The sequence below is a fragment of the bacterium genome, from assembly GCA_040755795.1.
Lineage (GTDB): Bacteria > UBA9089 > CG2-30-40-21 > CG2-30-40-21 > SBAY01 > JBFLXS01.
This window is the reverse complement of record JBFLXS010000030.1, coordinates 1-19,882: the sequence shown is the minus strand read 5'-3', so window position 1 is coordinate 19,882 and position 19,882 is coordinate 1. Positions and strand designations below refer to the sequence as shown.

20 protein-coding genes are annotated in these 19,882 nt (G+C 37.8%); all 20 read right to left on the bottom strand.

All coding sequences use genetic code 11. The features are described from left to right. Positions 1 to 325: 325 nt before the first annotated feature. Positions 326 to 781, bottom strand: coding sequence for a hypothetical protein (locus AB1414_03855; protein MEW6606578.1), 456 nt, complete (start codon positions 779 to 781; stop codon positions 326 to 328). 175 nt (positions 782 to 956) lie between these two features. Then, positions 957 to 1,130 (bottom strand): hypothetical protein, encoded by a 174-nt coding sequence (locus tag AB1414_03850; GenBank protein MEW6606577.1) that lies wholly within the window; start codon positions 1,128 to 1,130, stop codon positions 957 to 959. 95 nt (positions 1,131 to 1,225) lie between these two features. Then, complete coding sequence (locus AB1414_03845) at positions 1,226 to 1,852, bottom strand: riboflavin synthase (GenBank protein MEW6606576.1); 627 nt, start codon at positions 1,850 to 1,852, stop codon at positions 1,226 to 1,228. 78 nt (positions 1,853 to 1,930) lie between these two features. After that, positions 1,931 to 2,836 carry a lysophospholipid acyltransferase family protein gene (locus AB1414_03840; GenBank protein ID MEW6606575.1) on the bottom strand — a complete coding sequence of 302 codons (906 nt, stop codon included), beginning with the start codon at positions 2,834 to 2,836 and terminating at the stop codon, positions 1,931 to 1,933. Between the two features lie 60 nt (positions 2,837 to 2,896). After that, entirely contained in the window at positions 2,897 to 4,369 is a 1,473-nt protein-coding gene (locus tag AB1414_03835) for a radical SAM protein (GenBank protein MEW6606574.1), read from the bottom strand. A 3-nt stretch (positions 4,370 to 4,372) separates the two neighbouring features. Then, positions 4,373 to 5,392, bottom strand: coding sequence for a glycosyltransferase family 2 protein (locus AB1414_03830; GenBank protein ID MEW6606573.1), 1,020 nt, complete (start codon positions 5,390 to 5,392; stop codon positions 4,373 to 4,375). Next, positions 5,385 to 6,617, bottom strand: a complete 1,233-nt coding sequence (locus AB1414_03825) for a glycosyltransferase family 4 protein (GenBank protein MEW6606572.1) — start codon at positions 6,615 to 6,617, stop codon at positions 5,385 to 5,387. Before AB1414_03825 ends, AB1414_03830 begins: the two co-directional genes overlap by 8 nt. 148 nt (positions 6,618 to 6,765) lie before the next feature. Continuing rightward, on the bottom strand, positions 6,766 to 6,906 hold the full coding sequence (locus tag AB1414_03820) for a hypothetical protein (GenBank protein MEW6606571.1): 141 nt from the start codon (positions 6,904 to 6,906) through the stop codon (positions 6,766 to 6,768). Positions 6,907 to 6,956: 50 nt separating this feature from the next. Further along, complete coding sequence (locus AB1414_03815; GenBank protein ID MEW6606570.1) at positions 6,957 to 7,760, bottom strand: class I SAM-dependent methyltransferase; 804 nt, start codon at positions 7,758 to 7,760, stop codon at positions 6,957 to 6,959. A gap of 802 nt (positions 7,761 to 8,562) precedes the next feature. Continuing rightward, entirely contained in the window at positions 8,563 to 10,068 is a 1,506-nt protein-coding gene (locus AB1414_03810; protein ID MEW6606569.1) for a radical SAM protein, read from the bottom strand. Further along, the gene (locus AB1414_03805; GenBank protein ID MEW6606568.1) at positions 10,059 to 11,393 is read right to left on the bottom strand and encodes a radical SAM protein; all 1,335 of its coding nucleotides are present in this window, start codon (positions 11,391 to 11,393) and stop codon (positions 10,059 to 10,061) included. Before AB1414_03805 ends, AB1414_03810 begins: the two co-directional genes overlap by 10 nt. Then, the gene (locus AB1414_03800) at positions 11,390 to 12,556 is read right to left on the bottom strand and encodes a glycosyltransferase family 4 protein (protein ID MEW6606567.1); all 1,167 of its coding nucleotides are present in this window, start codon (positions 12,554 to 12,556) and stop codon (positions 11,390 to 11,392) included. Before AB1414_03800 ends, AB1414_03805 begins: the two co-directional genes overlap by 4 nt. Continuing rightward, positions 12,553 to 14,070, bottom strand: coding sequence for a flippase (locus AB1414_03795; GenBank protein MEW6606566.1), 1,518 nt, complete (start codon positions 14,068 to 14,070; stop codon positions 12,553 to 12,555). The genes AB1414_03800 and AB1414_03795 overlap by 4 nt, the downstream gene beginning before the upstream one ends. 95 nt (positions 14,071 to 14,165) lie before the next feature. After that, a complete protein-coding gene (locus AB1414_03790; protein MEW6606565.1) occupies positions 14,166 to 15,140 on the bottom strand; it encodes a radical SAM/SPASM domain-containing protein in 975 nt (324 codons plus the stop codon). A gap of 38 nt (positions 15,141 to 15,178) precedes the next feature. Continuing rightward, entirely contained in the window at positions 15,179 to 16,804 is a 1,626-nt protein-coding gene (locus AB1414_03785; protein MEW6606564.1) for a hypothetical protein, read from the bottom strand. A 343-nt stretch (positions 16,805 to 17,147) separates the two neighbouring features. Next, positions 17,148 to 17,417 carry a type II toxin-antitoxin system RelE/ParE family toxin gene (locus tag AB1414_03780; protein ID MEW6606563.1) on the bottom strand — a complete coding sequence of 90 codons (270 nt, stop codon included), beginning with the start codon at positions 17,415 to 17,417 and terminating at the stop codon, positions 17,148 to 17,150. Next, positions 17,414 to 17,638, bottom strand: coding sequence for a hypothetical protein (locus AB1414_03775; protein MEW6606562.1), 225 nt, complete (start codon positions 17,636 to 17,638; stop codon positions 17,414 to 17,416). Before AB1414_03775 ends, AB1414_03780 begins: the two co-directional genes overlap by 4 nt. Positions 17,639 to 18,257: 619 nt before the next feature. Then, positions 18,258 to 18,632: a hypothetical protein gene (locus tag AB1414_03770; protein MEW6606561.1), complete on the bottom strand. Its 375-nt coding sequence runs from the start codon at positions 18,630 to 18,632 to the stop codon at positions 18,258 to 18,260. Continuing rightward, the gene (locus AB1414_03765; protein ID MEW6606560.1) at positions 18,629 to 19,300 is read right to left on the bottom strand and encodes a methyltransferase domain-containing protein; all 672 of its coding nucleotides are present in this window, start codon (positions 19,298 to 19,300) and stop codon (positions 18,629 to 18,631) included. The genes AB1414_03770 and AB1414_03765 overlap by 4 nt, the downstream gene beginning before the upstream one ends. Before the next feature lie 268 nt (positions 19,301 to 19,568). Beyond that, positions 19,569 to 19,712, bottom strand: a complete 144-nt coding sequence (locus AB1414_03760; GenBank protein MEW6606559.1) for a hypothetical protein — start codon at positions 19,710 to 19,712, stop codon at positions 19,569 to 19,571. Positions 19,713 to 19,882 lie beyond the last annotated feature (170 nt).

Sequence of the window (19,882 nt, the reverse complement as noted above, 5' to 3'; positions counted from 1 at the left end):
ACATGCAACTTCAATCTTAACAGAGCACTATAATCTTTGCGTTCTTTGCGGTTAATTTCTTTGCGTTCTTTGCGGTTAAAAAAGGATAAACCACTTAATCTTAAAAAAACTTGAATATCGAGTATTATAAGCGGATTGAACGGATTGAGCGGAAAAAAATAAAAAAAATCCGCTCAATCTGCTAAATCCGCTTACTCACTTAATCTCCCTATCTCCCTTTCGGACACCAAGTAGTGTGGTATAATTTTGTTTTCCCATGTCGACCTATTTCACAGGTCGAAATTTTTCATATTGCCCAAATTTGCTAAATTTCTAACGGGATACATCATCTTTTAAAAAAGGCAAATAAGATGGCTATTATGGCACTAACCTGACCAAGATAGAAGATAAACATCCATCTTATTATGCTGGCGTAATTACTTTTTATTTCAACCCTAAGACGAGCTGTCTCTTCTGTTATTCTTTTGTCAAGTTTAGCTGTTTCTTCTGTTATTCTTTTGTCAAGTTTGACTTCAAGCATAGAAACTTCTTCTGTTATTCTTTTGTCAATCTTTGAGGTTTCTTGAGTGATTCTTGTTTCAAACTTTCCCTCAAGGATGGCAAGGTCAGACCTTACTCCACTAATCTCTTGAGAGAGTCTTCTTTCAAACTTCTCTGCTGATAAGGTAATAACATCCTCTTTTACTCTTTCCTCTGATTTGTTAAGCACATCAATCAGAGAATCAATCCCATCTTCCCCTAATTTTTCCCTTAATGGTTTTGGAATAGCAATAACTGGCATTTTTACACCTCCTGTAACGGAACTTCCTCTCTATTTAAAGGCAAAATTTAGCATAACCATTTGATTTTCAATAAAATATACCAATATCTCTTTTTCTAATTCCTATCTACAATTGAAAGGGGGATTTAATTCCTAATCCTTTATGATTATGTAATAACATATTAATTAAATTTTGTCACGCATTTAAAAAATTGTAACTATTCAGCCACAGATGGATACGGATGAAACACTGAAAATTCGTAAATTGTGTCCGTTTTCCGTGTCCGTAATCAGGCTGAAGGCTGATGGCTGAAAATTCAGGTATAGTGCCTCGTGTCTCCTCTCCTTCTCCGTTTTTCCCTTTCTCCATTTCCCCGTTTCCTCATTTCTCATCTGTCCTCTAAGTTCTGTCTTCTGACTATTTATCCGTGCTAATCCGTGTTAATCAGTGGCTGAATAGTTACCTCAGGCAAAACCTTGCATAGATAAAAAATCAAGACTAATCTCTTTTTTTTTACCTTTATTTAAAAATTTCTCGGCATATTTACCCAGTATATCTACCTCAATATTAAGTAAATCACCAATATTCTTTTTCCCTAATGTAGTTATTTTAAGGGTATGAGGGATAAGGCATATTTTAAATTCTTCAGCCTGGACATCTGCAACAGTTAAACTAAGTCCTTCAACCGCCACCGACCCCTTTTTAACAATATATTTACTCACCTGCGGCAAGATAGATATTTGTAGTATTTGATTATCACCCTGCGTTATTTTATCCACAATCCTGCCCAGTCCATCAATGTGTCCCGTGACTATATGTCCGCCAAGTCTATCAGTCAGGCGAAGTGCCCGCTCTAAATTAACCTCATCTCCTATAGAAACCATCCCTAAATTGGTTAGTTTTAGTGTTTCAGGCATCATATTAACCTTAAAGGTATCTTTAGTAAATTCAATTGTAGTTAAGCAAACACCATTGACGCTGATACTATCTCCTTGTTTTAAATCCTCTAATACCTTTTTAGCTTGAATAACCAGGAAATTATTAGATTTTTGTTTAATTATCCCTATCTCTTCTATAATTCCAGTAAACATAATTTAATTATATCATTACCTACAGTCATTGTCAATCATTTTGTTAAAAGAAGGTTGTTATTCTTCATTTACGCATTCTCATTGATTTTGTAACCACATTTGCCATGCCCATTGTTCAGGATGTTTAAGGATGAACTGTTCGTAAGTCTGTGCTAATTGAATAGATAGGGAAGACATATCGGTTATAAAGTCTTCTGTTTTGATGACTGGCACAGGAATAAATGTTAATCGATTTTTGCCAAAAGTTATCCTTTCCAGGTGAGCAATGACAATATCTGCATCCGTTTTCATTGCCAGATAGGCAGGTCCGAGTGGCACCTTGCGTTCTTGACCAAGAAATCGGCAGATAACCGAATGAGTTACCACTGGATAATCAATAGCAATTCCAACTACACCACCTTGTTTCAAAAATTTTAATGCCTGGCGAAATCCCATTCCCGTATATATTGTTTCATATTGCAAATATCGAGTCTGGTGACGACGCCGATATATCTGGATAATTCGTGGAATACCAGATGGGATATTATCTAACTGCGTTTCTCTGGGTTCCACCAGTGCCGAAGAATATCCCTGCCAGGCAACTGCCGTTGTGTGGAATTCAAATGTGGCTAAATGTCCCCCAACAAGAACAACTCCTCTACCCTGTCGTAGAGATTGGGTGATATGTTCAAAACCAACCAGCTGGATAAAATTTGTTTTCCTTCCTTTCCATAAACGATGAGCCTGGGTAAATTCCAGAATATTCCAAATGTAATGGCGGATGACATTAAAACATAAGGTAGCACATTTTTGGCTATCATTCTCCAAACCTAAGGCAGTCATCAGGTTCACAAAAAGCCTTTTTTTTGTGCCAGGACGAATCGTCAAAATCTCAATATAGGCACACAGAGTCCCAAGAACACCGATTAATGAAATTGGCAATAAAGTTGCCAACCAGCGTAAGGGAAAGTAATAAAATAGTTGTTTTAGATTACTTAAACTCAAATTTGTATCCTCCTCTGGTGGATGTGTCTCATTGTATATTTGAGAGGAACATTTTGTCGCTTATGGTGTTTTAGATTGGAATAATCGGCGTAGAATATTATAAATCCATATATCAACAGGAAACCACAATAAGTGGTAATGTAAGCGAGCTATAGCTATGTATCTGAATATTTCAGCAACACATCTCCTGATACTTTTCATCTTTTCGGTTAGATAAGGTCTATACAATATCCGTAGATAGAGAATAGCTCGTTGTATATACCCGATTTCTGTAGCAGTGAATCTACCGGGGAAATAATCAAGTTTACTAATGCCATAAGCATCTACATTCAAAGATAACCAATCTGCCAAATTCTTAGGTTCCTTGAAACCATGTTGTAATGATAATTTGAACAATGCCGTACCTGGTAAAGGTAAATATTTATTCAAAGCAATCAATGTATTTGAGCGATGAAGACACAATTTGGCACAAGTGGAAATTGTTTCCTTTATCTCCTGAAATGATTCTGTAGGAAAACCAACGATGAACGACAATAAAATTAATATATCAGGATATTTTTTCAAAACTACCATAGCCCGTTCTATATCCTCTACCCCGAAACCTTTTGTTATTAATTGTAATATTCTCTCGGAGGATGACTCAATACCAATGAAAACCGACCTGATACCAGCTGTATGTAATGTATCAATGATATCATAATCTATTTGATTTACTCTCAAATCTACTGCATAGCAAATAAATCCATTTTGACTCATCCATTCCAACAATTCTATCGCACGCTTTTTGTTGCCCAAAAAACAATCATCCAGAAAGAGAAATGAATTAATACTATATTGAGAACGAAGATACTGCATTTCTTTCTGGATTTGAGTTATATCTGATGGTTGCCAATGTCTGCCATGGAATGCTTTATTATAACAAAAGCCACAATTGAATGGACAACCACGCGAGCTAATGAATCCAATAGTCTTCTGTTGAGGATTGGTGCTAAAGACAAATTCCTGAACGGGAAAACTTTCCCAGTCAGGACGTCCTATAGTAGAGTCAATTCCTGGAATGCCTGGAGGATTGATAACCACCTTGCCGTTATTGCGATATGCCAGTGACGGAACCTGTTCAATACCGATATTACGGTGAAGCATCCGGGCTATGGATACTATTGTAGATTCACCAGGTCCCACGCATATCCAGTCAATAGATGGTTCATAGAGGCATTGTTCTGGTTCAAGGGAAGGATGGACTCCGCCCCACAAAATTGGTAAATCAGGCTGAAGTTGTTTGAGTAATCTTGACAGATGTAATGCCATCTTCAATTTGAATCCTACAAAGACAGAAAAGCCTACTACCTGTGGCTGTAATGCGAGTACTTGATTAACCCATTTGTATGAGTCATCCCCATGTCGAAATAATACTATTTGCGATTGTTCTCCAGCATTTTTAAGTGCACCTGCCAAACACGCCAGAGCCAATGGTGGATATTTAACTCCATATACATCATCTGGAGGAATGACAATTTCAGCTAATACAATCATTGTTTAGTCTCCTTGTAAAGAAAAAACCCATCGAAGCACATAGATATGCCATTTAATTTTATTCAAAAATAATTTTCGACGGTCAGGGGAATAAAAATATAAAATGTATAGAACCGACCAAAAGGTTCCTTTTCCCAATGCCCCAACTAAAATCATCAGTTTGATAATGCTCGCCTTAATAAAACCAAGATGTTTTTGATAAAAATATTGCTGACCGTTTAAAATAGCACTAACACGGTTAGCAAGGGATACTACAGTACTTCCACCTCCGATGTGAATTATCTTTGGGTTCGGGGTATAGATAATATGCCATCCATTCTTCTTGATTCGATAACACCAATCCCATTCTTCAGCATAAAAGAACATTGTTTCATCCATAAGACCTGCCTGTTCAACAGCCTCACGGCGAACAATGATACATGCTCCCACTATCCAATCAACATCTTGCTCTTGAAGATGTTCCTGGTAGGAAAGAAAAGGTGGAGGAAAATATTTGTATTCTTTCTGTATCAGATTACTCAATTTCCCGATGGGATTAAAATTCGCAAGTATGGAATACAGCGTTGGAAACCAACCACAGGCTGGTTGTAGAGAACCATCCGGGTTTAGTAGCCCGCAACCACCAGCACCGGCTCTTTGATTCTCATCCATATATTGCACTATTTGAGAGATAGCGTCATTAACAATAATTGTATCACTATTAAGAAGGAGAAAATAGTGTCCATTTGCTTGACGCATTCCTTTATTGCAGGCAAAAGCGAATCCTTCATTTTTCTCGTTTCGGATAAGGATTGTCTGAGGAAATTTTACTTGCACCATTTCACAGCTACCATCTGTAGAACCGTTATCTACAACGATTACTTCATAGGTTACATTGATTGTCTGATTGTAAATTGACTCAAGACATTTTTCCAGTAACTCATAGGTATTCCAATTAACAATAATCACAGAGATGTTACAAGTAGATTCTCGATGTAGCAGTACTGGATGTTCTAAACGCCCCACTTGCGGCTGACTATCCATAAATCCATACCTCCTCCAGTTGTTGCGACAGTGTTTTCCAGCTGTATTTTGTTTCAACCAATTGACGGGCTCTTTTTGCCAGAGAATAGGCAAGAGAATCATTCTCCAGTAAACTACACAATGCTCGGGTGAACTCCTGTGATGTGTTAGCCAATAGTAATTCTTGTTCGCTCTGAATGTCAATCCCTTCACATCCTAATACTGTTGATACTACGGGCAATCCAGCGGAAAATGCCTCCAGAACCTTAAGTCGTGTTCCACCACCATTAAAAATGGGCACTACCATTGCGCGACATTGATGCATAAATGCCCGAACATCTTTAACATAACCGTGTATGGTGATACCATCCTTACTATGTAATCTTTTAATATCCTCTGGAACGGCATCTCCAACAACTTCCAGCCGAACATCTGGCAAATGCTTGCGAATCTGTGGTAGCACTTCCTGAATAAAAAAACGCAGTCCTATAACATTTGGAGGATGTCGAAAATAACCGAGAAATAGAATGGAATGGTTGTTAGTTTCACAAGGATGAAACGAAAAATATTCTGTATCAACACCGTTAGGTACCACCCAAACCTTCTCCGGGGAAGCATACTCCTGGATGTGCTGTTCATCTACTTCTGAGGGGGTAATCATTGCATCGCATTGTGACCATAAAGAGTGCTCAAATTGTCTCATACGAATTATCTCCCTTTGCAAGAATTTTTTCTGTCGGTCATTGCTTTGTTCTGCAAGGCGTTGAAGGGCTATGTAGCTAATATCGATTTCGTCAAGCACTATCCTAACATCAGGTGCATACCTCCTTATCAATGGTAAATATCGTCCCATAGCGGTATATTCCAGCTGAACAACATCAAAATGATATTTGGTTAACAATCTTTTGAGATGTTGAGCGAGCGGTGGGAAATAAAAGCGTGAAGCCTGCCGTGGTAGCCCGACAATCCGCTCCTGCAATCGCCGTATTGTTCTCAACCATTTCCATGGCAACATCGCTTCAGCCAACCGTTGACCAAAAGTATCATTATTTCTGGCCAGGACAAGAACGGCAGGTTCTTTAACTCCTTCCAATGCTTCTGGAAATCTGTAAAGGTCAGGGGTAATCAACGAAAGAAGTTGCACATTATGCCGCTGTCCAGTATAACGGATTAAATTGAAAATGCGGCTATGTCCACCTGAACGAATTGGTAAAGGATAAAATGGAGAGACAATCAATATCCTCATGTTAAACCTCTGGTAAGCGTTTAAGTAGTCACCTATTTTGAACTAATAGTTATTGCCACTTTTTTCTCCCTTACTTAAATTGGAAGTTCAAGAAGTGATTGTTCAACCACGAAACACGGGGATTAATTCCTTTGCTTCTAAGTTTCCCCTAATTTGCCACAGAGACACAGAGGCACAGAGAAATTATAAAATATACCTTTTGATACCATCTTTTAACAAAAGGAATTTGCTTATATACTTCTATCGCACATCTGATGATTTTCTCTGTTATCTCATTCAAATCTTTCATCTTAAAATACCTCTGTGTCTCTGTGCCTCTGTGGCTGAATAGTTACTAATTCATTTTTTAAAAATAAAAAAAATCATGGGATTAGTTCCTTGACTATAATGTATTAGTTTTTTGATGTTCAATTTGTTTTTAATTGACATAATTTTATCATATACAACTTTTTCTTTTGCGGGAGATGCTGTAAAATATTCTATCTTTTTCTGTTTTAACCAATCTATAATCACACCACCTTCAGCATCAAAACCAGTGGGATCTGCCGTATGAAATACATCATGGACACTTACCGTGGTTCCATTTTTTAGGTTAGAAAATATATTTTGGATATACCAATGGGTGAAAGTAGCAGAATGATCTGAATCCATAAAAAGATAATCGATTTTTTGAGGTAGTTTCTCTATATTTTCCTTTATATCTCCTTTGGTAAACACCCACCTATTTTTAGATAAATCTGATGGTACCAATTTTGTCGAGTAATTCACTATGTCATATGAATATAATTTTCCAAAGTCGTTATCTTTTATTGCATTTAGAATCCATGATGTAGACCATCCTCCGCAAGGGGAAATTTCCACAACAGTCTCTGGCCTAAATTCTCGAATCAATAAATAAGTTATTTCTGCCTCAACATCATCCAATTGAGGGTCCATTTTAACTACATTCTGTGTATAACTAAAATTTTTTAAAATATATCGCAGTGCACGGTAGATAAAATATTTTTCAAACCAAGGTTTTTTAAACCAGGGATAACCCTTTTGATAATGTAATTTTCTTTGATATTTTCTTACCTTTTGGAGATCATATAAATATTTATCATATAAAGCAAGGATAAAATTAATATTCAATTCGTTAGTCATAATAATAACTCACCTTTTCTTTTTATAAATGTAAACAAACCGCCAAGAAGCAATTTCGGACAAGGGCACAGTGGCTATGCGAAGCCGAAGGCTGTAGCCTTTGACAAAAGGAAGATTGCACCAGGATATTGTTGACATCGAATTTCCGTAAGCGTTCAGGTAACAGAATCAGTTTAATCTTTAAGATGCGCAACATCTGACGGCTTTGATCAGTTAAATTTAAAATGTTATCAATGACCAATATCGAATGTAGAATATCGAATGTAGAATGAAGAATTATCAAGTTTTGGTATTTTTCTGTTTAGCCGTTGTAACGCTCTTCAAGATCAAATATTCTACTTTCCTTCGGCATTTCTATTCCTTTCCCTTCTACAAATATTCTACATTCAATATTTTGTAAGCGTTCATATATCAGAATCTTTTGAAATCTCAACCAAAACTAGTAACTGCTACCTGAACGGTTACGAATTTCCATCCTAAACAAAATTTCGACCTGTGCAATCAATAATTCACCACACAGACACAGAGGCGCAGAGAAAAATTAACAGATAACTCTCTTGAGGCCATCTTTTAAAAGCTGATTCCAATAGACCAGTTCCCAAATACCGATGAACTTCTATTGCAGCTCCAATTATCTGCTCTTGTTCGGTTCTTTTTCTAAAATCATTACTCCGTAGCTCCGTGTCTCTGTAGTGATTGCACAGGTCGCAAAATTTCCTTGCAATTTGAAACTTGCCTTTATTCTCTTTATCGGTATGATACATCTTAAACTTTAACTAATCTGAGTTACTATCGTCCTCGTCTACTTCTGATGTATAATCTGCGTTACATTTTTTCCCAGTAAGTATCTTTTTAGACTCTTCAATTCCAACCGGAGGACATGAACAAAAGGTCGTGACCATCTCAGAACGGTTGGTGCCAGACGACAAGTCAAAAATGTATCCAGCAAGAATTCCACACATCGCGACAGAAACTTCGGTAATAGATATAGATAGGCATAAACTTTCACAAATGTGTGAAAGTATCGCCAAAACATATGTAACTGCTGACAGGATAGGTTGGGAAGATTTAAAACGGTATCCATATCATAATTGATTACTCTGCGTTCAGTGAGCAAGTTTTCATCACGGCAGAACTCATACAACCGCGTTCCGGGATAAGGATAGAAAATAGTATGCCGAATATCGTTAACACCACAGTGTGCATTTAATTTAATGGTATCCAATATTCGACTTGGGTTTTCATGAGGAAGACCAATCATATTAAAAGACATAACCTTTATCCCATATTTCCTTGCAGTATGAAAGGCGTTGATTATGGTATCCTCTTCAAGATTGCGATTCAGTATTTCCTTGCGGATATACTCATTACCGCTTTCCAGTCCAATTCGCAGTTCATAGCAGCCGGCGTAGGAGAGCATTTGTATTATTTTCTCATTACAAAAGTTAGGACGGATATTACAGCAAAATGGGAAAGAAATCCTCTGTCTATATAATTCCACAAACTCTTGTGCCCAATCTGACTTTAAGAAGAGAATATCGTCATCAAAATGCAGACTTTTAATAAATGGATAGTCTTCCAATACTTGCTGGATTTCCTGAATGACATTATTGACGGAACGGAATCTTACATAACCACCTAATCCTTTATAGAGATTTCTCAGTGCTTCGTTACTACAATAGGTACAGGAATAAGGACATCCCCGAGATACGATGAATGTTGCTTCTTCCCGCTGCTCAAAATATAGATGTGGATAATCAAATAGTTCACGATCCGGGAATGGGAGTTCGTCGAGGTTTTCGATGATACGACGCAGTGGATTTCTCACCACCTCTGTGTTCTTTCGCAAATACAGATTGGGAATGTTATCCAGAGTTTTACCTTGCTCAAGTGCTGTGCATACATCCAACAAGCATCCCTCTCCCTCCCCAACACAAATCATATTAATACCGTCTGTTTGTATACTTTCCTCAGGTGCGAGGGTGGGATGGATACCTCCGTATATAGTAGGTATATCTTTATACACATTTTTAATACACGCTGCCATTTCTTTGACCACTGGATAGCCGTTAGTAGTTGAAGAAAAGGCAATAATGTCAGGTTGATGTTGGTTGAGAGCGCAAGCGAAATCTTCTGTAGTATATCTGGGATTGGTTATGTGGATGAGTGAAGTAGAATGTCCTGCATGTTTCAAAACCGCCGAAAGTAAAGCAATTCCAGTATAGAAGGTTCCTTTGTAATCGGGAACATATTCAAATATATCAGGATAGACAAAGGTTACTTTCATTGTCACTACCGCTATCTCCATGTAAATAAAGTTTTTCCAATGCGATTAACTAAGTGAGGTATTTTTAGCATTTTTTCGCGAATGTATTCCGAGCGCTCAATTTGCCGACAAATCTGCCGTATCTGGTCAGCAGTATAATCAGTTCCAATGGTTCCTGCAATGGGCAGTAGTTCTGTCCAGTCAGCACCAATATCAGAAATCAATCCATCTTTCACAGCCTTTTCATATAACAATGTCCCCGGATATGGGAACCAGATATTGGGATAAAAACGAAGACCCAACTGCTGAAATTTATGTTGCGTTTTTTCTATAGTTTTTCTCGTTTCTCCCGGTGCAAATATACCCGCAAATGCCACTACTCTAGGGATACCCTGCTGACGACATACATTGATAGCACGTACAACATCGCTCCAGGTAATTTGTTTATTAAATTCTTCCAGCACCAAATTTACACCAGACTCCACTCCCAGTTCAATCTTGTAACAGCCTGATTGAGCCAGGGCTATAGCAATTTCTTCATCAAGACAATCTACTCGTGTTTGGATGACATAAGGAACTTTATATCGAGCAAGTAGCTGACATAATTCAATTGTCTGCTCTTTGTTCAAAGTAAAGGTAAAATCTTCAAAGAAAAGACATTTACACCTATGCACCTCAATAAGCTGGTGCAATATCCTTTCCATTGAACTTAATGAATGGGAACGGATTTTGCGTGGTGCCAGTGCGCGGAAGCAGAATCCACAGTTGAACGGACAGCCACGGGTGGACGATAAGACGCCCACTGTTCCAAATGGGCGTTTCTCGAATACTTGCTCACATCGTCGAGAATCATACAAGGAAAAGTCAAATAATCCATAATTCGGCTCCGGTAAAACTTCAGAATATCCCGGTCCAACTCTTTTAACATTACCTACCAGTGCTTGTTCTATTACATCTTCTGGTTCACCTACAATGACACAATCAGCTTCGAAGAAATCATCAGGTGCCACCGTGGCATGCGGGCCATAGACGATGATACGAGCACCAGCCTGATGAGCCGCGTGTATTGATTCGTGTACATGCCCCACAAATGCCTGGGTACACCGCCAGTGGCTGTATGGCGCAGTATTCACCACCACCACATCATACGCTTTTAAGTCGATGTTCTCCGGGTGTAATTTATGAGCATGGGCATCAAGTATAGAAACATCAGCCTTGTTCCGCAGAACTCCAGCAAGGTAAGCAAAGTCTAAAGGAAGTAGGCCGTAACTGCCTATGTCGGTTGGTGTAAATCGAACATACGACATAAAATTTTTAGGGATATACCGATTTACATCTCTATATGGATTAAGGAGTAATATTTTCATCGGCCTACCTCTTGAGGTTTCTTTCGGCTAATACGCTCATATACCTGAATCATCTGTTGTGCCATTTGCTCCCATGAGAAATGATTGATTACGAAAGAATAAGATTCTTGTCCTAACCGTTTGCGAATCTCCTGATTATTTATTAACTCTATCAAGGTTGTTTCTACCATATTGGTATCTCCCGGTGTTAACAAAATAGCTCGGTTAGTAAACAATTCAGGTAGAGAACCAACTGCATATGTTATCACAGGTAAACCTGCGGCCATAGCCTCGGTAAATACCAGTCCAAAAGATTCATCTTCAGTCAATAGGGCGAATATATCTGAATTAGCATACCACCACTTCAGTTCCTCCTGTGAAACATGACCTATGATATGCACTTTGTCTTGAAGATGGTGTTCCTCGATGACCGCCTGAATTCTTTTCCTATCGCCGCCGTCATCACCAATAAGGACCAATTGACAAGCTGATTGTATCCTATCCTGTATCCGCAGAAAACAGCGGACTAAATCCATCTGACCCTTCTTGAAACATAATCGTCCTACAGACAATACTGTTACCGTCCGATTGTTTCCTTGTTTTCTGGATTGTTTAGAGACCACAGCCCCAAGGGGTATTACTACTATTCGACTTTCTGGAGCGCGAAAGAATTGTTTCACTACTTCCCTGCCATGCTCTGATACGACATGCACTGTATCAACATGATTGCTCAGCCACCTGTTGATCCACTGAAAGAGCCAGGTACCCAGGGAAGGGTGGAAATGGTGTTCGAAAATAGTCATAACTTGTGCTGCACATCGATGACTTATAAAATAAGCCTGCAGATTGGGTAGATACCAATCATGAACCATATAATGAACATGCGTTGGTCGAAAAAGACGGATAATCTTTCCCATCTTCTGTCCAAACAACCCAGTATCAAGGTGATAAAAAAATGGCATCTTTTCAGGAAAAAATCGCAAGCGAAAAACAGTCGCTCCATCAATTTGTTCTTGTGCCGGCAACCCCTGCATCATCTCACTGGGATATCGGTAGTAACTGGTAAGGATACCTATAGTATCCACAGCATGATGTATGCATAATCGCTGGCACAATTGTTCTACCACTCGTTCAACGCCGCCAAGGTAGGGTTTGTAACATGCGGTAACAAATAATATCCTCATGATTTTTCCTGCACACTCCGAATAAAAGTCTGAATTTGTCCGGGCTGAATTGCCCTTGTGGCTATCAGACCTATTCCATAAAATAATACCGCCAGCAATCCTCCCCAAACAGTATTAAATAATCTGATGTGTTGAATAACAACTAAGCTAATGGTAACTGAAATAACTACCTTAACCAATATCCACCACTTTAAATGATAATCAATAAAGTGCTGTATGACAAAGAATGCCAGAATTACTAATGTGATTTCTCTCATACATGTAGCGACTGCGGCACCTATGTAACTAAATCGCGGAATTAATAGAATATTAAAAGTTGCATTGATGATTATCCCACCCATACCAAAGGCAAGCGAAAACCATTGTTGTCGTATAATAATGAACATAGGTCCTATTATAGCACTGAGGTGCATAATAGTGATTGCCAGAGCCAATATCCTCAAAGCGGGTGTAGCTTCTACTGCCTCTGGACCAAACAAATTCATAAGAAAGCCAGCCCCGGCTACTACTGCACAAAATGTTGCCCCAGCTAACAGAATAGAACAGTCCATTCCCTGCTGATATAATTTCCTCAGGTCGTCCATACGCTTACCCCAGTAAGACGACAATATAGGATATAAAGTAGTCATCAGAGCAGTAGGGATGAGCACCAACGGTAGCACAAACCGATAGGCGGCGGAATAGAGACCAACCGATTTCCAACTATCCATCCTGGAAAGCATAAATATGTCAAGGCTCGTGTAGATGCTGACCATGAACATAGATAGTCCTATTGGCAAAGCGGCGATAAACCCGTTTCGAATATCAACGGTATTCCATCGCTCAATGTATAAATTGTAATCCCGACGTCCCTGGATAAATACCATCAGAAAATAGACCATTCGTGAACATACAAAGGCAATAAATATGACCGAGAGTCCTCCGCCAAAATAACAAACTTCAACCAAAAGTCCAAAAAACACCACTGTACTCACCAATTCAGCTATCATATCACACTGTATTTTAAGCAGCGCTTTAAATAATCCCTTATATATAAATATCCCTCCCAAAAATACTAATTCCAGTCCGCCTATGAGCCCGGCATAAACCACCTCCTTAGAATATCCCGATAGAAGTAAGAGCCCAAGAATTACTATATAGGCGATAATAATCTGGAGCATTTTGGAATATGTCAAAGCCGATAATAGTGATTGTTTTCGATATGGGTGTTGGTGAACTTCCCGAACAAAGATTTCATTTAGTCCAAAATCTAAAATGGTCTCACCAAAACTTAATATAATCAGAATGAGCGAATATTGTCCAAATCGTTCCCCTCCCCAAAAACGGAAAATGAGAAAATTACCGAGATACCTAAAAACGGTTATAATTATCCGGGCGATTACCTGCACACCGATATTTTTTAACACTGCCCAGTTAATATTTTGGGGCAATAGACTAGTATGAACGCCTGTCTCTACCTCATCAGTGTCATAGTTATTATCTTTATTTGCTGAGGGATTTCTATTAGCTTTCATGTTGAGTTTTTCACGGATGTTTAAGTACATGTATTTTGATTTTTCTCAGGCAACCTTTCACAAACTTAATTTTCTTGTTCTCACCTATTCTCATTTTATATCCGAAGTATTTTTAAGATGGGTCCGGGAATGTAATCGTATGGAAGACCCCATTTCATCATGTTTGATGAAGGATAAGGTTCATTACAATTCCTACACAGGGCAATCTCCTGATGCCTTCCCTCTACCATTAATCCTCTCAAAGATACTAATCGCTCTCCATTCCATATTTCTTCAAGCCTTGTCTTATCTACTTCTCCTAAAATCAAGTCTCCTTTAAGATCTGCACAACATGGAACTACTTTCCCATCCCATCTGATAGCCATATCTTTCCATAGCCTGGGACAAGGGATAAAATGAGGTCCTGGTTTTCTAACCTTAAATTTTGTTGTCCCATAAAACTTTCCAGCCCATGCCTCTGCTTCCCCAACAATAAAATTATCAACAGGTAGGTTGCTAAAGTTCTCATGGAATTTTTTATATTCTCTCATTTCTTCTTTCAATATCTTTTCAGGAGCAAGGGCAAGACTATATAGCGTAATTTTAGGTTTCTCCTTTCTCATTTCCTTTTTCAGCCGCAAGAAACCAATAATGTTTCCTAATGTTTTTGAGAAATCTCCACCAATCCTTATATTATTGTAACTGGTTTCATCATACCCATCAAAGGAAAACACTAAATAATCGATACCAGAATTCATAAGTTTCAAGGATAAACTTGAATCAAGAAGAATCGCATTAGTAGCAAGTACGCTACTCAATCCTTTGTTTTTCACATACTCTATCATTGTCAAAATATCTTTGTGAAGTAATGACTCCCCACCCATAAAAAGATGGATAGTTGGTTGAAAACTCGCACACTGATCAATAATTGACTTAAAGAGATTCAGGTCCATAAACCCTTTCTCACCAACCTCATCTATCCCTTGTGGGCACATAATGCATCGGAGATTGCAATAGTTGGTAGGCTCGACCCACACATCTCGTGGCATATGGAAGATTAGTTTCTTCTTGAGCTTATAGTTTAGAATCATTTGAAAATGATTCCATATCTTATGAATAATCAATTCTATTATTTCCTTTGAGACCCAGATAATTCAATTTTTTCTATCCACAGGCAATTAGAACCTTGCTTACCTGTAAATCCTGATATATCAAGAAATGCTATTTTGTTGATTTGTTGTATATCCAGTATGTTATTTGGGTCTTTGCTGCCGTCTTGCAAGGTAAAATTACGCCAGGATACAGAATATGTTTGTCCTGGGCCACTATAAATTTGCATGCGGTACTCATATCTCGCTCCACTATCCTCCTCCAGAATTATGGCTATATGGGTTGTTTGTTCGGTGCGGAGATGAAGAATTAAACCATTACTATTCTTGTTAATGTTTGGCTGTTGTTTAATCAACATGGCCAATTGATTCGCCTTGATATTGTATGACCACTCAAGAGGTTTTCCCTGTTCTTGCCGAACCAATTTGGAAGTTCCAATTCCAACAAAACTTTCAAGGGGTATCTCACCCATTGTGTTAAGAGATACTTGTGTTACTTCCTTTTCTTCCGGGAGCATGGATTTCCATATATTCCAGGCCGGCTTGGGGTTCAACTTCTCATCCAGAAATCCCAACGAAAAGAATTGTGGAGCTACCTTCTTTAATCCTGATAGAGCGGGTATGTCAGGTAAATCATGTAAACTAACCCAACACACACTCTCTACATTTAATCCCTCCAGAAGAGAAGGTATCCGTCGTATAAACTCCGCTTGTTTCTCAGGAGAACTGCGAGGTTCGACATGTGGTGAGGAGTAAAAACCGAGTTCCGCAAAGAAAATTGGCAGTTTGGACTTTCCCTTGAGCGGGTAATAGTATTCTTTAGAAATGGTCTGTGGGTCGTATGCCTTGTGGAGAAATATGGGATATGATGAAATGCCTAGCATATCCTGTTCAATGGCTTTTTCACCTAAAAGTTCCCATTGGGGTTTTTGCTTTTGTCCAGTAAACTGTCCAGTTAATAATTCATATTGATATGAACAAAATATCTTTGTATCAGGGCTTATTTGCTTAATTTGCTTGTAGAGGACATTGAACATATCGCGGAAGTTATCGTAATCCTCTGGGTGGTGCTGGTAGTACATATTAGCCTCGACTGCAATGTTAAGATATTGTGGTTTGTGTTTGCCAACGATTTTTAACACATAGTCACGGAAGGCAGTATTCCATTGGGAATTGGCAAGGGTTGGTGGTGAACCTTTCCAGTTAGATGGTATGCGTAAGGCAGAACGATCACCATTGAAAGGTTCTATAGCGATATATTTTATTAGCCCAGCCTTTTCGGCTCGTTCAAGCCAATCATCCCTAACTTGCTGTTTCTCCTTTACTCCTTTTTCTTCTGACTGATACCAATCTTCAATCTGGACAACGACAATTTCCGCACCCTCCTTCAGTCTGGGGAAAATATGATCCTGAAATGATTTAGAGTAGTCAATAGGCCAGTAGCCGATTCCCCTATTAAATGGTATCGTGATTGAAGATTCTTCAGATGGTATCTCTTTACTCTTAGATAACGATGTTTCCTTACAGCTGGCTAACCCCACGCTCATCAGCAGACCAACGAGTGTTATTAAGCAATTCCGCACAATGACCATCCTATACCCAAAACCTTTTTTGCACCTTGTTTTTTTACCTTCCTTTGTCATCATTTAAGACCTCCTTAATGTATAAAATTCCACCTGTACGATTAGGTTAATTCACCATAGAAACACACGGGAAAAATAAATGTAAAATGTAAAATAGGAAATGAAAATTTAGAAATTTTAGCATTTTGCCTGATTTACCACTCTTCATTTACGCATTTTCATTTTACATTTCTCATTGGACAGTATCCATTTTACATTTAACCGTACAGGTCGATAAAATTTGGGAACCATTCAAGTAGTGTAACCAAAGATATAGAAAGATATTATTTAAACATTAAGATAACGACAGAGTTGAGCGACTTGCGTTAGCACGTCCGCTCCAACAATTCGTTAGGCTTTCGGATTCCTAAGGGAAATATCGATAAAATTCTCCTCTATGTAAAACCCGCATTATTTCAATAGTATCATCTTTGACTTCTATTCCTATGCGATAGTTACCGACACGAATACGATAACGTTTTGGATATCTCTTCATCGCTTTAATACCCCAGACCTCTCGTAATGTTTTAACCTTTGGTAAAGTTGTAAAAGCAAGTTCAACAATCTGCTTGTAAATAGGTTGCTTTTTTAGCTCTTTAAGGTCTTTCAGAAACAATTCACGATACAGAATTTTCACTTTGACCCTTTCTCTAAATAAGCTAACGCTTCTTTGCGATTCAATAAAGGAGTTTTTTGAGCCTCATTCATTGCTTTGTTCAAACAGTAATCTTCCATTTCTTCAGATAATTCTTCAATAGAAATGTCATCTTTCGGAATTATCTGTCTCCACAATTCAATAGGAATTACAACCGCCTTTTGATGGCCGTTCTTACACATCAAATATTCAACCTCAAACATAGATAATCACTCTCTCTCTTTGTAGTTTATTATAGTATATATAAGCCTAACAAGGTATTAGTTGCGTGCTGAGAAATGATAGAGAGAAGTAATTTTCCCCTCTCGCAATTAACATCTCATCCATCTTCCTTTTTAAAACTTGTTTTCTTAATAAATTTATCATTTCCATATCTCTCCTATCTTCTTATTTCTCTTCTTACACCTTTGATGTTTATTAATATACAATAAAATTTAATTTTTGTCAACTAATTTTGTCTGAATGATTATCTAATTTCTTTTTAGTGCCCGTAGTATGTGGATGAGTGCCATTTCCGGCATCCAACCATAAAGTCTTTTTTTACACCGCCAGGTGGCTATCGGGGTATATAACGGAACTTCCCCCAGAAAATACACAAAAAAGCTCCATTAACATATTGATAATTAAGAAGATATGTTAATTAGGCTTTTTTAATTTTCGTAGATACACTATGGACGGGCGATTTTATTACTAAATATCATATCAAAAGAGTATTACTTTTGTCAAGTATTATTTTTACTAAAATTGTAAATATTCGTAGGCACATTTTTTAAACATATTTTAGTCGTATCCCATTGATATACATAGACTTAAGTCTATTTTTTAGGTAATTTTTAGGGGGAAGTTCCGATACAGGGGAGGAGAATTGGTGGAAACTATTTTCCCATTTTTGCGGTAGCAAATTCCTGGCACATTAGACCATTCTTTTCTTTCCTCCAAAGCCTTGATTAATTCAGAAAAAGATATTTCTCCTTCTCCAACACAGGCAATATCTACCATCTCGGATTGGACTATTTGTTCCGGTAGCAAACGGGGATGAACTCCACCCCAGACAACAGGGAAGATAAAGAGATATGAACTTAAAAAGGAAATAATTGGGAAATAATTGGTGTCAGGTCTAATTTTCTTAAATTTGGAAAAGCGTGTTCGAGAAAGATATGAAAAATGGAAAAATGAGACTTGACACCAATTTCTCATGACACCAATTTCTCAAATGTAACACATACATTGCCCATCAATCTTTTGATATTCATAGTGGAAATAATTTTGTCGTAGAGTCTGCCCAATATGTCCAGAAGAACAAATCTATGGAGATAGAGTTCGACAAATGAGTAGTATTTTATATCAATTAAACGGAACCCCACTGACTCAAATATCTTAACTAATTCTCCAATACTGCCGTATATATAGTAAGTTTTCCATGATTCTTTACCTCTTACCATTTTATGAAACCATAAAGGTGTTAATTTTGACAGGATAAATTCTGGTGCAGTAGGATTTGGAATAGATGCGATAAAAATACCGGATGGTTTTAAAACTCGATAAATTTCACGAGAAGTTTTGTTTAAGTCTCTAATATGTTCTAATACATAGCTAGCAAATACTGCCAGATATTTGTTTGATTCTACTGGAAATGTCGATTCAATCGAGCACTGCCAACATTTATCTACACATGGATGAACTAATGCACAATCATTTATATCAATCCGGTCACAAATATAATTGCATCCAGCATGAATTAGATGGTTTTCAATAAAAAGACTTTTACCAGCACCAATATTCAAGATTCGAGGAGTATCTTCTTTCTCTTTCTTTAAAACTCTAATGAGTTGTTTTATAAGACAGTGTTGAGCAGGTGTTTCCATAACTTATTCGAAGTGTGCGGTTATCTTTTCAACTCCTTGCACAGCCCCGATTTTTGGTAGTGTCTGAAATTAACCACAAAGTGCACAAAGAAGACACAAAGAGCACAAAGAAATAAAGGGAAAATTTATTCTCTCAAAAATCTTTGAGTCCTTTGTGAAACCCTTTGTGATCTTTGTGGTTTAAAAAAATTGTAGCTATTGTCAGACACCACCCGATTTTCCTCCTTCCTTTCGCCATAGATTATCCTAATTTTTCTTTTGTTTTCGTCTAACTTCTTTTAAATGCCCGTATCATCCGCATAAGTGTCATTTCCGGCATCCAATTATAAAGTCTTTTTTTACACCGCCAGGTGGCTATCGGGGTATATAATTGAACTACTATTTTAAGTAGTCCTGTTACTTTGTCTTCCACATCTAAAAATCCTGAGAGTTCAGATACCCGTTCCAGAAATTTGGGTGGTGTCCTAAATTAGCTAAAGTTTGTGAGAGAAAATGTCGATAAAGATAACAGAAGTACATAGTGTATTATTCTGGAGATTTTGTTTGGGAGGTGGAATAACGATGCATCCAATAGAACACTTC